This is a genomic window from Ochrobactrum sp. C6C9 (assembly GCF_022627935.1).
Taxonomy (GTDB): Bacteria; Pseudomonadota; Alphaproteobacteria; order Rhizobiales; family Rhizobiaceae; genus Brucella; species Brucella teleogrylli.
Genome location: NZ_JABXGB010000004.1, coordinates 191,727 through 205,812, shown reverse-complemented (window position 1 = coordinate 205,812; position 14,086 = coordinate 191,727). Strand labels below are relative to the sequence as shown.

The window sequence follows — 14,086 nt, the reverse complement described above, 5'->3', positions numbered from 1 at the left end:
CAAAATCTCTGCTTTAGCCCTTCAGATAAAGTTCGAATGCCTCTTCCCCGCTCGCATTCCCATGGATAATGGCCATCAACCCTCGCACGACCGCATTGGGATTGGCATGCTGATAAATGTTGCGCCCATAGACCATGCCCAACGCACCTTGCCGCATCAAGTTCGCAGATTTGTCGAACACCGCACGAAGATCTTCCTTGCCGCCACCGCGCACCAGAACCGGGCACCGTGCGGCTTCGACCACGCGGTGGAAATCTTCCACATTATTCGTCGGGTCCGCCTTGATGATATCCGCGCCCATTTCGCGCGCAAGCCGCGTCAGTGTCACAATTTTTTCGGCATCACCGTCGACCATATAGCCGCCCTTTTCGGTGACCGGCTGCATGACCAGTGGCTCGATCATAAGCGGCATTCCGTATTTGTCGCAATCGGCTCGCACGCGGGAAATGTTCTGCACACATTGACGGAACAACTCAGGCTCGTCCGGCAGCATGAAGAGGTTGACGACGACGCAAGCCGCATCCATCTCGATTGCACCGATCAACGGCTCTGCCTCGTTCTGCAACACTGCCCACATGTCACGATGGCGGATGCGATTATAGGGGTTGCCCATATCGATACGCATGACTAAAGCCGGTTTGTCCTTCCCCGGAATGTCCTGCAGAAGGTCTGACTGGCCGTAATTCATCTGGATCGCATCCGGTGCCGCCTCGACCAACGCCTTGACGACAGACTGAATATCTTCCAGCCCATCCAGAAAGGATGGCTCGTTGCAGACGCCGTGATCGATAGCTACGTCAAGGCAGCGCCCGCCGCCAAACAGCCTGTTCATCCGGACTTTGCTATTGTGTCGCATTCTGTACTCCTTTGTTCGTTCCTTGCGGAAAGCATGATTTCGCTGACGCCGTGGCGCTCGCTGAGAAGGTTGAGAAAACGGGCGCGCTCAATGGCACGCTGTGTGGTGGTCCAGCGCTTTTCTTGAGAAAGCAGGTCGAGAACGGCATCCATCATGTCGAGCGAAAGCTCACCCGAAACGGCCAGCGTCGTTCGTCGCAAAAGCAGATCATCGAGATGTTCGACTGCCTCGTCCCGGATCAGGAACAGGATTTCACGCTCGGAATAACCGGGGTGTGGCAGTGGCCTTTCCGGTCCTGCGGCGATGAAGTCGGCAACTGTCTCGGCATGCGTACCATAACGCTCGAACAATTGAGCCATGCGCACCTCGGACATACGCCTCGCTGTCGCCAGGCCAGCCAGCCAAACCAGCGCGTTGGCGGGAAATACGCGACCGCCGCCGATTGCGCGATCAGTTGTCGAAACAAGCCGTTGCCGACCAAGCTTTTCCAGAACGATATCTGCTGCCATTTCACCAAACGAGCGGAATGTCGTCCATTTCCCACCGATCATGCACAACACCGACGGGCCGTCGTCACCCTGTTCGATGACCGTACAGAAATGGTCCCGTGGAATGCGTCCGGTAAAGCTGTCAGTGCTGGTGGGCAATGGCCTTACGCCGGAAAACTGGAAGACGATCTCGTCAGGCCTGACCCTGATGTCTGGCAGAACGAAGGCGAGTGATTGCAGGATATAGTCCCGCTCCTCCGCCTCGCAACGCACCGCCTCGGGATTGTCCACCCGAATATCCGTGGATCCGACGAGGACCTTGCCGAGATAGGGAAAGAGGATGCAAATTCGCCCATCCTCGTTCTCGTAATAAATCATGTGATCGGCAAGCGCGTCACGCAATTCCGCATTGTCGATGATCAGATGCGAGCCCTTGGTGCCGCCCATCAAGGGCGCCGGGCGCGCTTGCGGTGAAAAAAGTGCTTCATTGGCAATGTCGATCCAGCCGCCGGTGGCGTTGATGATCAACGCCGGATCGATGGTAACAGAGGTGCCACCGAGATGGTCTTCAACGCGATAGCGCCCATCCTCTGTGCGGCGCAGTTCTGCGTAATTCAACGCCCAAACATCACCGCCCGCCTCCAAACCATCCCTCAGCAGTTCGATCCCCAATCTCTCTGGATGGCTCACCCAGGCGTCAAAATAGGTTGCGGAACTTTTGATATTGCGGTTGAGCGCGGGCCATTTTTTGAGCGTCGTGCGACGACCGCGAAACTGGTGACGCGGCATCAGTGCCCGCTTTCGCGTCAGGAAATCATAGATGCAGAGGCCTGCTTTGATTGCGAGGGCACCGCGGCGACTGGGCCGTCGGCTTAACCCCAGGAACCGGACGATGCCGTTGCCAAGACCGGAGAAGATATCGAACACAGGTACTGTCGTCGGCAGCGGCGCAACATAATGCGGCGCATTGCGTAGCAGACGGTCACGCTCGGCCAGCGACTCCTTCACAAGCTTGAACTCGCCATTTTCCAGATAGCGAAGCCCTCCATGGACCATGCGTGAGAGGGCCGAACTGGCGCCCGAGCAATAATCGTGCTTCTCCACCAGCAATACATTTAGCCCTTGCAACGCGAGTTCCCGGAAGACGCTGACGCCATTGATGCCGCCGCCAATCACGCACACGTCCACCTTCGGGATCTGGCGGATCCCGTCCAATATCTCTTCACGCTTCATGATGGCGATCCGTTACCTGTCCATGTCAGTCAGTTTCACCGCTATGGTCGTATCGATGGCGGCAAGATCGGCAGCGTCCAGCCGGATTGTTCCAGCCCGCGCATTGTCCATTGCCTGTGCCGGGTTACGCGCTCCGCAGAGCGCAAAGGTCACACCGGGCTGCGCAAGCGTCCAGGCGATCACCGTTTGAGCGATACTGGCACTGTGCTTTTCAGCAACCGGTCGGATGGTGTCGGCAAATGCCGTCGCCTTCTGCCGATTGCCGACGGAGAAGCGCGGATTGTTCTTGCGCTGATCGTCGCCAGAAAACACCCGGTCTGCCCCTATTGCGCCGGATAAGAGCCCCAGCGCCAGCGACGAATAGCTCAATGTCGCGATGCCTTTGTCTCGGGTCAGCGGCAGAAGGTCTGCCTCGATTTCACGATCAATCATGCTGTATCGCTCTTGAATGGCGTCGAGACCCCCAATCGCAATATAGGCTTCAAGATCATGGCGGCTGACATTGCTCGCTCCAATCGCCCGGATCTTGCCGGAGGTTCGAAGATCCTCCAGCGCCCGCATCGTCTCCTCAACCGGTGTCGTCGGGTCCTGCCAATGGGTGATGTAGAGGTCGATATAGTCTGTTCCAAGCCTTCTCAGGCTTTCTTCAACCTCGTGCTGGATCGCATCGCGACCGAGGTATCGGTGGACCGGCTTGCCGTCCTGATCGAAAAAGTGCCGCCCCTTTCGCGTATGCCAGACAAGGCCGCATTTGGTGGCAATAACCGCCTTCTCGCGGCGTCCGGCCAATGCCTTTCCGACGATCTCTTCGGAGCGGCCAAGCCCATAGGCTGGCGCAGTGTCAATCAGCGTGACACCGGCATCGAGCGAAGCCTGTATCGCAGCGATAGATTCTTTTTCGTCGGTGCCGCCCCACATCCAGCCGCCGATCGCCCAGGTTCCCAGCCCGACTGCCGAAGCGGAGACGCCGGACTTGCCGATCTCTCTTATCAACTGTTGCCCGCTCATATCCATTTCCCCTCGCCATTCGCCAGTTCCAATACCCGAGCGCCCGTTGCCTCGTCAGTCACCAGCGTATCCAGATGATTGCCGCGCAGAACGCTGAGGATCGGCGCTGCCTTGTTCGGCCCGCTCGCCACACCGATCTTGGTCGGGATCGAAGCGAATTCGGGCAGCGTCAATGACACCAGCGAACGGTTGAGGCTGTAGTCGCAGACCTGCCCCCGATCATCGAGCAGATGTGCAAGAAGTTCGCATGCCGCGCCAGAACGCTCGATTGCAGCGCGATCCGTGCTGGAAGATGGATGCAGGTCGTAATAGCTTGAATCATCCGTCAGGATCGAACCGATGCCGACCACTGCGATCTTGGCTTCGCGGGCTCGTTCGAACACGTCGGCGACGGAGCGCATATTCATCAGCATGTCACGCTCAGCCGCACTATCGGCAAACAGCGGCGCATGGATTTGGTAGGAGTGACCGCCCAGCCGATCCGCCATCAACGTTGAGACGTGATTGACGTCGGTATAATGCTTTCCCTGCACACAACCGGTCGCCGGGATCACCTCCACAGCGAAGTGCCGCTGCGCCTGAAGCCCGGCCACTACGGCACTGACGCCCTTGCCACCGGTGATGCAGATCGTATCTCCGTCGGTAATCTCCTCAAGCAGCAACCGAGCTGCCGCCTCACCAACCGCCTGAAGAGCCGTTTGCGGATTGTCAGACACGGTCGGCACGATCACGGCACGACCGATGCCGCCGAGCGCCAGAAGCTGTTCCTCCATGTCGACCAGCGGTTCGACGGGCGACTTGATCTTGATTTCGACGAGGCCGAGCTGGCGACCACGCTTGATGAGGCGGTTTACCGTCGCATGCGAGATGCCAAGCTGGTCGGCAATTTGCGCCTGTGTCAATCCTTCGAGAAAATGCAGGACCAGGGCCTGATGCATCTGCCTTGCGACGACAATTTCCTCGCGCGGCGCGTTAGCGGGTTTCCGTTTGGCAATCGGCATGTCAGGCAGCCTTCCGCTTATGAAGAAAATGGTCAATCGATACGGCGGCAAGCAGAATGCAACCCTTGATCATGTCTTGCCAATAGACCGAGACGTTTAGCAAGATCAGCGAACTTGTGACCACCGAAAGCAGGGCAATACCGAGAATTGCCCCCAGGATCGTGCCTGAGCCCCCACTCAACGAGGCGCCCCCGATCACGGCAGCGGCAATGATGTTGAGTTCCATGCCAACACCGAAGGTGGGCGTCGCTGCACCGAAGCGGGACATGTAGATAACGCCTGCCACACCCGACAGCGTGGCGCAAAGTACTGTTACCCAGAATTTCACCTGATTGGTCTTGATGCCGGAATAGAGCGCTGCCTTCTCGTTGCTGCCGGTGTAGAAAACCTTGCGGAAGGCCGTTGCACGACGCAGCAGGAAATCGAAAAATACGACCACGGCGACGAAGATCAGAATGACAATCGGGACGCCCTGAAACGTGCCCTGCCCGATCGCCTTGAACGATGGCGGCAAGGTGAAGAGCGACAGCGGGGTGCCTTTGGTTATGATCAGGCAGACGCCGCGTACGATCACCATCGCTGCCAGCGATGTGATGAAGTGGTTCAAGCCCACGACCGTAACGAAGAAACCCATGACACAGCCGATCAATCCGCTGGCGATAATGCCGATCAGCGATGCGCTCCAGGGGTCGAGCCCCATCAGAAACAATGTCCCCGAAAGAACCATCGAGAAGCAGACGACCGAACCCACCGACAGGTCGATGCCGCCGACGATCAACAAGATCGTCATACCAACAACGACAATGCCTTCTACCGAAAACGACATCAGCATGGCCCGAAAATTGCCAAATGTCAGGAAGTGCGGCGACGCGAAGCTCATGGCGATGCAAAGCGCCAGAATGATCGCGATCAGTCCCGCTTCGCGCATCGTGCCCAGCCGTTTCCAGCCTGAGGCGCCTTTTCCATAGGTTGTTGTCACTGTTGCGCTCGTCATGACCGTCTTCCCAGCCCCTGTTTCCTGTTCATGCGACATGCTGTGATGCCTTCGAATTCTTGGGGTCATCAATGCCCGACGCAAGCCGCATGATCGCTTGTTCCGTCATCGCTTCGCCCTCGACTTCACCCATAACCCTACCCTCCCGGATGACCAGCACCCTGTCGCAAAGGCCGAGAAGTTCCGGCAGTTCCGATGAAATCACAATGATGCCAATTCCGGAGCGCGCGAGATCACGCAGCAGCCGGTGGATTTCCGATTTCGCACCAACATCGATGCCTCGCGTCGGTTCGTCCATCAGGATGACCTTCGGATTGACCGCCAGCTGCTTGGCTATGGCCACCTTCTGCTGATTGCCGCCCGAAAGCGACGAGACAGGCATGCCGATCCCGCCCATTCGCACGCCGAGCCGACGGGTGAGTTCTTGTGCGCGTTCGGCTTCAGCCTTGGAGTTCAATAGACCTAGCGGTCCGGTCAGCGATTTCAGGTCCAGGACAGCAATGTTTTGGGCAATAGAAAGATCGAGGAAGACCCCGGAACCCTTCCGGTCTTCCGAGAGATAGACAACCCCCGCCTGCACTGCGTCGGCGTAAGACTTCGCCCGAAGCTTCTGCCCATACAGAAACACCTCGCCCTCGTGAACAGGGCGCAATCCGCAGATGCCTTCGGCGATTTCGGTACGTCCCGATCCAATCAGCCCACCAACACCCAGAATTTCGCCTTGTCGCAAGTTGAAACTGACGTCTTTGAAACGGCTGTTGTCCCCAAGACCACGGACACTCAGAACGGTTTCTTCCGTACGCTCTTCCAAAGCCTGCTTTTCAGGATAGAGCTGCGTAATCTCGCGACCGACCATACGACGCACGATATCATCCGGCGTCAGGTCCGCGACGTTCTCTGTCGAAACATAGCGCCCATCGCGCAGCACGGTGACCCGATCACACAGGCTGAAGATTTCGGCCATGCGGTGGCTGATATAGATGATCGATATTCCCTGGGATTTCAGGTTTCGGATAATACCGAACAAAACCTTTGTCTCGGCTTCCGTCAGCGCCGCCGTTGGTTCATCGAAGATCAGAACTTTGCAATCGAGCGTCAATGCTTTTGCAATTTCGACCAGTTGCTGGTTGGAGATCGACAGTTCCGAGACCTTGCGGCGCACATCAATCGGTGCCAGCCGGTCCATCACTGCCTGCGCGTTCCGCTGTAACTCGGCGTAGTTCATGAAGGGCGAACGGCGACGATCTGTTGCCGCCATGAACATGTTCTCGGCCACGGTCACATCGGGGCAGAGCGCAATTTCCTGATGGACAAGACCAAGCCCAAGAGCCTGCGCAATGGTGGGCGACGTTACCCGGACCGGCGAACCCTCTACGCGGATTTCGCCTTCTGTCGGCTGCACCACACCGGCAATGATGTTCATGAGCGTCGACTTCCCCGCGCCATTTTCGCCGCAGATCGCATGAACTTCGCCCTTCGCGAGGCTGAAGTTCACGTCCGTTAACGCTTTCACCGCACCGAAATGCTTGCTCACGTTGCGGATTTCCAAAACGGGCACAGACACCATGACATGCTCCTCCCCAAGCGTGCGGTGGCCATACGGAACTTAACCATCCCGGATGGCCGACACAAAAGGTTACTCGTCGATCCCTTTGGTGCCCCGCCGCTTCAGGTACTTGTCCCAATAAAAGTCGTCCGCATTCTCTGCCGTAACAATCGACAGCCCATTGTCGACGAATGGAATGCTCATCGGATTGAAGCCGGAACGCTTGGAGTCGTTCATCGGGTCAATGAGTTCGGGATGTTTGGCGAGCCACAGCATCATGAAGCCCATATAGCCTTGCATGCCCTGATTAGGGTTGATCGAGCCGAACACTTGTCCAGCCTTGATCATATCGAGGATGTTGGCATTGACGTCGGCACACATGACGAGGATCTTGCCGCCGCTTTCCTGATTGGCCTGGGAGGCCCCGATCGCCGAGTTGGCTTCCGGCATGAAAACCGCGCCCAGGTTTGGGTGTGCCTGAACCAGACTCATAAGCCCCTGATAGGCCTTGTTAGGGTCCTGGTTGGAGGCCGCCCGACCAACGAGCTTCATGTCTGGATATTTTTCATCCATCCGGGCGATGAAAGCCGCTATGCGCTTGTCATGGTTATCCTGACCCGGATTTTCGAGAACGGCATATTCGCCCTTGCCACCCATCTTCTTTGCAATCGCGTCGGCGGCATAGGTGCCTTCGCGGGTATTGTCCGAAGTGATGAACGAAATACGTTTCGAGAGTGGTGAGTCCGCAGCGAAAGTGACGACGGCAGTGCCCTGATCAATCGCCCGGTTGATCGGCTCAACGAAGGGGTCCGAGTTCATCGGATGGACAAGAATGCCCGCCGGATTTTGGGCCAGCGCCTGATCGAAGGTAGCGATCTGCTTGTTGACGTCATATTCCGGCGTGCCGGTATAGGCTGTCTCGCAACCGAACTGCTGACCGGCTTGTTTGAACATCTCGTAAACCGGGAACCAATATTCGACGCCCGAAACCATGACGTTCATGACATATTTTTCGCCCGGCTTGCAGCGAAATGGATTTTCCGTTTCCGCGCTTGCCACGCCGGTGAATAGCGTCGTTGCTAGGATCGCCGCTGCGGATGTGCTTAGAAAATTGCGCAAGTTCCCTCCTTGAGGCCGAAGCCCCTCCCAATATCCTTTGTCGCCCTACCGAGCGGCCGATGAACCCTGAAGACCGAACCTCCTCCTCGAAATCCGGTAAAGCCAGATAATCGGAAGAAATTTGCTATGTCAATATAATTCACATAATGAAATATATTTCACACTGCTCCGAGCAGCGTCGAGTACAAGTTGCTAATCCTGCGCGGGAAAAATCTTTGATGTCATTGTAGGCGCTGATGAGAAGGGCAGGCATGCGTGACGCGGATATGTGGCAGAACCATCAAGCAAAGTAGAATGATGGTGAAACGCCTATTGAATAGATGCGGTGCAAGCGGCACTAGAGCATTTCCAGCAAAAGTGCGTAGCGGTTTTGCGTAGGATAATGCGTAAAAACAAATAGATAGAGCGGTTCCTCGATTCCGTTTTAACCGGAACCGCTCTAGAACAGCCGCTTCCACCGTCAGCTGTCATCAATGTGTGATTATGGCTTGCGCCTGCTATAGTCCCAAAGGGATTTATTGCTTGACGAAACGGCAATTGCGCCCTCTTTCATTGCCTTTGCTACATCGGTCTCATCACAGATAAAGCCGGAAGCTACGATAGGCGGGAGACGGCGTTTGTCCTCTGCAGATAGATAGCCGAGCATGGGCGATGGCATGATCTGCACCAGATTGGGCCCACTTTGCGAAACCGCCTTCAGGCTGCGCGGCCAGGTGGACCGGTCGGTCACAAAGACTTTCTGCATGGTCAGAAGGCCGCATTGCGCGGCCTTCTGGATTGTTGGAACACGGGTCGACAGCAGAACCGAAATGCCAATTTCGGCAAGGAATTCGATAGCTCCCTTGTCCTGCGACAGGCCTTCGCAACTGTCGATGTTCAGAACGATCAGCTTGTTGCTTTTCTTAAGCGCGTTGAGCACTTCGGCCACATGGCGCAAGGCAATGTTGGCGACAATGCCAACTTCCGCCTTGCTGTCCAGAAATGCCTGAAGATTATCCACGCCGTAGAGCGTCGCCATCACTGGCGTTCGCAAAAGCCGCTCACCGATCGTTCTGTCCAAAGTCATTCCATCATTTTCCGTCTCTTGGCATGTCGAGCGAAAGTCCGAGCTTGCCGGGGTTAAGCAGATTGTCCGGGTCGAGCGCCTTCTTCACCGTTTCAAGGAGAGGAAACGCAGAACCCAGAGCGTCCTTCATGTAAGGCGCGCGGAGCAGTCCGACGCCGTGGTGATGGCTCAAGGCGGCACCATACTTGATTAGAACGGCATTGGCAGCATCCCAGGCAGCACGATACCATTCGGCGCGCTTTTCCACTTCCACGTCGCCACGCAGCGAGAAATAGAGGCAGGCGCCGTCGACATAGGCATGCGACTGATGCGCCGAACCGGCCAGCGTCCCCGGCACTGCATTGATTGCAGCGACGACCTCGTCGTAGATCGCAGGCAGATCGCGCCAGCATCCCGTCATTTCCAGCGTATCGGCAACAAAGCCCGGGCTGCGCTTGAAGCCTTCGGCGCTCTTGCCGGTCAGATAGCGCGTGTCGAGCCACTTCTCGAAGATCGTGTCACCATCGAGCTTGTCACCGAGTTCGGCGCAAACCTTCTCGCTGATCGCCGTCACGGCGTCGACCATTTCCTGAGCGCCTTCATCCGCGATCAACAGCACGTTGCTTTCCGGCAGGCCGAACTGCACACCGCTTTCCAGCTCGTCGTAAAGACGCAGTGCTGCGGGATTGGCGCCGCCCTGCATGATACGGCGGCAGGCTTCCAGACCGATGCCGAAGCTCTTGAAGCCATAAGCGATCGCGCGGGCATAATCCGGCAGACGATGCAGCTTAAAGCGCGCCTTCACGATAATGCCAAGCGTGCCTTCCGAACCAATGAATAGCTGCTGGAGATCGGGTCCGATGGCTGCACGGGCATAGTTTCCAACCGTCACCAGCGAACCGTCCGCCAGCACGACTTCCATGCCGTACACCATGTCCTCGATCTTGCCATAGCGTGTCGAAAGCTGACCTGCGCCGCGGCAAGCGATCCAGCCGCCCACGGTGCTGATACCGAATGAGGACGGCCAATGGCCCATGGTCATGCCAAAGTCGCGCTGGATCATCTCCTCGAAAATATCGCCGAACATGCCAGCTTCAACTTCAACGATCTGGCTGTCCGCATCGAAGCTGACGAAACGGTTGAGATTGCAGACATCAAGCACAATACCGCCGCGCAACGGGAGTGCCGCGCCCGTAACGTTGGAGCGTCCGGCAGAAACCGTAACCGGAACTTTTGCTTCATGCGCAAGGCGCATGACGGACTGAACCTGTTCGACCGTCGAAACGCGAACGAATACGCCGTCGACCGTTGCGGGCTTTCCACCCGTTTCCGCGACCATGGTGCGCGCCCACCAGTCGCGGGTGTTCACGACGACATCTTCGCGCGCTGTCAGAACTTCGTCTGCAACGCCCCGCAGCTTTTCAACGAGAGCAGCGTCTACGGCAACGGCGTTCTGAGCCAGATCGGCCTCGGTGCCGATTTCCTTGATGCTGCCGGCATAATGCGGCTGGGTCGGTGCGCCAACGACATAATTTCCACGATTATAACCACGTTTGATGGCTTCCTTGCTGATCATATTCAGTTCGCTCCTATGAGAATGGATTTTTCTTTTTCGGTCGCAGCCACATAAGCGGCGACCTGACGGTCGATTTCGGTTTGGGGGAGACCAAGCTCCTCACCCAGCAAAGCGCCCACCTTGGCGGCGGCACGGGCGGAAGCATCGCGCGCCATCAGGCGGGCACGCATACGACGCGACAGCACGTCATCGATGGTCCGGGCAAGTTCATGCCGGGCGGCGTAGATGACTTCGCCGCCGGTATAGGGCAACCCTTCCACAATCGGTTGGCCAAGTTCAGGACGAGCGGCCATCAGATCACTGACGAAGCGCGATTCCGTACCGTAACGTTCGCCCAGATGCGCCTCCATGCCACCCGAAGCGACGATTGCCTGCGCGTCATAACCGGCGGCACCGAGCAAAAAGGCTTTCTTGGTGGTGCAACGGCGGCGATCACCCAGAACTTTCGCGGCGGCATCCACCGTCTGTTCGGCCATATGGCGCGACGTCGTCAGCTTACCGCCCACAATCGTGACAAGGCCATCAGGCGCAACATGCACGGAATGGTCGCGTTTGACGTCCATGGTGCTGCCGCCCGATGAAGCGGCGACCAGCGGACGACATCCGGCAATGCTGCCGACGACATCATCTGGCGTCAGATCGATATTGAGCGCGCTGCAAGCGCCCTCGATCAGAAAATCGAGTTCTCGGCGGGTGCAATGCACATCATCGAGATCGCCCTGATAATCCTCATCGGTCGTGCCGAGATAGGAGACATTGCCCCAGCGCGTGATGGTCGCCCGGCGGCTACGGCCCGGCACCGGCACCGTCACCGTGCAGTCGTTGCGGATTTTCAGCCAGGGGATCGCCACGTGAACACCCTTGGCGGGGCGCACATGCAACGGCTTTTCGCCGTCCTTGCCAAGGCCCATCCAGTCGCGCAGCCATACGCCCGTCGCCATGATGACGGCCTTGGCGCGCACCCGGATTTCCTTGCCCTCGACGGTATGAACGATTGCGCCATCAACCCGGCCCGAACTGCGGGTGATCTCGGCAACTTTCGAGTGGTTGAGGACCGTCGCCCCATGAAAACCGGCCGAGCGGGCAAGCGCCAGCGTCAGGCGCGCATCGTCGACGCGGGCATCGAAATACATCAGGCCACCGCGCAGATACTCGTCCTTGAAGGTCGGGCAATGCGCCAGCACTTCCGCCGCAGTCAGCTTCTGATGCAGGATGCCTTCGCGCCATCCGCCTGCCAGATCATAGGTCCAGAGCAAGCCTTCAAACGCCTTGGCAAAGCGCGAGTCGAACACACCATCCCTTTCAAGAATGGGGAACAGGAAAGGCAGGCGCTGCACCAGATGGCTTGCGTTGCGGCGCAGGCGTTGGCGCTCCAGCAGGGAATGACGAACCAGCCCAAGATTGCCCTGTTCGATATAGCGCAAGCCGCCATGCACCATCTTGGAGGATTTCGATGATGTACCGGATGCGAAATCATCCTTCTCGACCAGCGCAACACGAAAGCCGCGCAGACTTGCGTCGAAGGCGCAGTAAGCCCCGGTCACGCCGCCGCCGACGATCAGAATATCGTAGGTTTCGGTGGCAAGACGGTCTTCCTGTTCCGAACGGTTCAGCCGCAGCGGTTCGGTGCGGATCATCCGGGCGCGATCCTTGTCCGCGCGCCGGGAGCGCAGATTCAGCATTTCAACTCCTGTTTAATGATAGTGACCGGATCGAACGCGTGCGACTTCCTCATCCGTGAGGGAATGCCACCGCGCTCTGCGGTCCTGTCTTTCCGCTTCGCTGGTCTTGGGGATAAAAAGATTGCCTTCGGGCAGCGTGCCGCGAGCTTCAGCAAGGTCGCTCCAGAGCAAGCCATCGCTGGCTGCCAGAAATGCGGTTCCCCGCAGGCTCGCGCGATCCTGATCCGCCATGCGCCGCACCGGCACACCGCTGAGATCGGCCTGCAGCTGAAGCAGCGTATCGCTGGAGGAAAGCCCTCCGCCTGCTACCACTTCCCGAACCGGAACGCCCGCCACTTTAGAGCTCGCCTCCGCACAGGAAACGACCGAATGCGCAATACCTTCCAGAATGGCATGAGCAAGATGCGCCCGGCTATGTGCCATCGAGAGCCCGGTCAGTGATGCCCGGCCATCGGGAACGATGTTTGGCTGGCGCAATCCCGTCAGGGTCGGCATGAAGAACAGGCCATCGGAAGACGGTACAGTTGCAGCCAGTTCGCTGATTTCCTTGGCATTCTCGAACCAGCGCATTTCATTACAGAGCCAGTTGAGCGCCGATCCGGTTGTGGCGGCGTAAGTCTCGACCGCGAAATGCGAGAGGTTCTCGCTCCGCCAGGCCGTCATGGTGAAAGTTGCCTCGTAGAGGCCGGGATTCTTTGGCGTCTGCTTTCCGATCACAAGATCGACGAAACTGCCCGTACCGTGTACGCACATGGCTTGCCCTGCATCGTGACAGCCAAGACCGACAAGACCACCGAGCTGATCACCGCAAGACGCCTTGATCGGCACGCGGATACCGAGAATATCCTGGCGCGTATAACCGAAATCGTCAGCATCCTGTTTCAGCGCGGGCAACAGCTCCAGCGGAAAATCCTGCGCCTCCACCCATTCGGTGAAGTAGCGGTTCTCAGCGAGAATATAGGCACCGGCAGAAGTCGCATTCGTCGGCGTGGTGACGGCCTTGCGTTCTTCGGACAGATTCCACAGCAGCCACGTGTCGACCGTGCCGAAAGCAAGCCTTTTCGCTTTCCATGCCTCCCGCACGGCGGGCGTCTCCTGCATGTGGCGCGCCGCCCATAGATAGATCGCGCGTCCGCCCACAGGACGTCCGGCAAGCGACACGAGTTTCGCGTCCCAGACGGCTCCGAGTGGTTTCAGTTCTTCGGCATAGCGCGAATCCTGCCAGACCATGGCGGGAACCAGCGCCCGGCCCGTTTGCGTATCCCACAGAACACCGGTGGCGCGTTGCGTGGCGATTGCCATTGCAGCAATCTCCACGTCCGCATCACGTGCGGCTGCAATGGTCTTGCCGCACATTTCGATGGTCTTTTGCAAAAGAACATCGGCGTCCTGCTCCACCACGTTGTGACGTGGTGAAGAGACGGCAACCGTCGTGTAATTGACGGCGGAGACCGAACCGTCGGCCGCGACAAGCGCGGCCCTGGTTCCGGACGTTCCTTCATCAATGGCCAGAATGGCCTGTCTGCGTCCGTTCACAT

At 57.9% G+C, this 14,086-nt stretch carries 11 protein-coding genes; all 11 read right to left on the bottom strand.

All coding sequences use genetic code 11. The annotated features are described in order from the left end of the window. Positions 1–13: 13 nt before the first annotated feature. The 11 genes from HWD97_RS04845 to HWD97_RS04795 all read right to left on the bottom strand — a co-directional run bounded on the left by HWD97_RS04845 (position 14) and on the right by HWD97_RS04795 (position 14,084). Positions 14–856, bottom strand: coding sequence for a class I fructose-bisphosphate aldolase (locus tag HWD97_RS04845; RefSeq protein ID WP_109366265.1), 843 nt, complete (start codon positions 854–856; stop codon positions 14–16). Then, positions 829–2,577 (bottom strand): FAD-dependent oxidoreductase, encoded by a 1,749-nt coding sequence (locus HWD97_RS04840; RefSeq protein WP_371834820.1) that lies wholly within the window; start codon positions 2,575–2,577, stop codon positions 829–831. The genes HWD97_RS04845 and HWD97_RS04840 overlap by 28 nt, the downstream gene beginning before the upstream one ends. 12 nt (positions 2,578–2,589) lie before the next feature. Further along, on the bottom strand, positions 2,590–3,585 hold the full coding sequence (locus tag HWD97_RS04835; RefSeq protein ID WP_371834819.1) for an aldo/keto reductase: 996 nt from the start codon (positions 3,583–3,585) through the stop codon (positions 2,590–2,592). Further along, positions 3,582–4,586 carry a sugar-binding transcriptional regulator gene (locus HWD97_RS04830; RefSeq protein ID WP_371834818.1) on the bottom strand — a complete coding sequence of 335 codons (1,005 nt, stop codon included), beginning with the start codon at positions 4,584–4,586 and terminating at the stop codon, positions 3,582–3,584. The genes HWD97_RS04835 and HWD97_RS04830 overlap by 4 nt, the downstream gene beginning before the upstream one ends. 1 nt (position 4,587) lies before the next feature. Further along, positions 4,588–5,580, bottom strand: coding sequence for an ABC transporter permease (locus HWD97_RS04825; RefSeq protein ID WP_109366269.1), 993 nt, complete (start codon positions 5,578–5,580; stop codon positions 4,588–4,590). A 28-nt stretch (positions 5,581–5,608) separates the two neighbouring features. Further along, a complete protein-coding gene (locus HWD97_RS04820; protein ID WP_371834817.1) occupies positions 5,609–7,147 on the bottom strand; it encodes a sugar ABC transporter ATP-binding protein in 1,539 nt (512 codons plus the stop codon). A 69-nt stretch (positions 7,148–7,216) separates the two neighbouring features. Then, positions 7,217–8,245 (bottom strand): substrate-binding domain-containing protein, encoded by a 1,029-nt coding sequence (locus HWD97_RS04815; RefSeq protein ID WP_371834816.1) that lies wholly within the window; start codon positions 8,243–8,245, stop codon positions 7,217–7,219. A gap of 481 nt (positions 8,246–8,726) precedes the next feature. Beyond that, positions 8,727–9,311: a glycerol-3-phosphate responsive antiterminator gene (locus HWD97_RS04810; protein ID WP_121539199.1), complete on the bottom strand. Its 585-nt coding sequence runs from the start codon at positions 9,309–9,311 to the stop codon at positions 8,727–8,729. Positions 9,312–9,315: 4 nt separating this feature from the next. Continuing rightward, entirely contained in the window at positions 9,316–10,866 is a 1,551-nt protein-coding gene (locus HWD97_RS04805; protein ID WP_371834815.1) for an FAD-binding oxidoreductase, read from the bottom strand. Between the two features lie 2 nt (positions 10,867–10,868). Then, a complete protein-coding gene (locus HWD97_RS04800) occupies positions 10,869–12,548 on the bottom strand; it encodes an FAD-dependent oxidoreductase (RefSeq protein WP_371834814.1) in 1,680 nt (559 codons plus the stop codon). A gap of 12 nt (positions 12,549–12,560) precedes the next feature. Then, positions 12,561–14,084, bottom strand: coding sequence for an FGGY-family carbohydrate kinase (locus HWD97_RS04795; protein ID WP_371834813.1), 1,524 nt, complete (start codon positions 14,082–14,084; stop codon positions 12,561–12,563). Between the last annotated feature and the right edge of the window lie 2 nt (positions 14,085–14,086).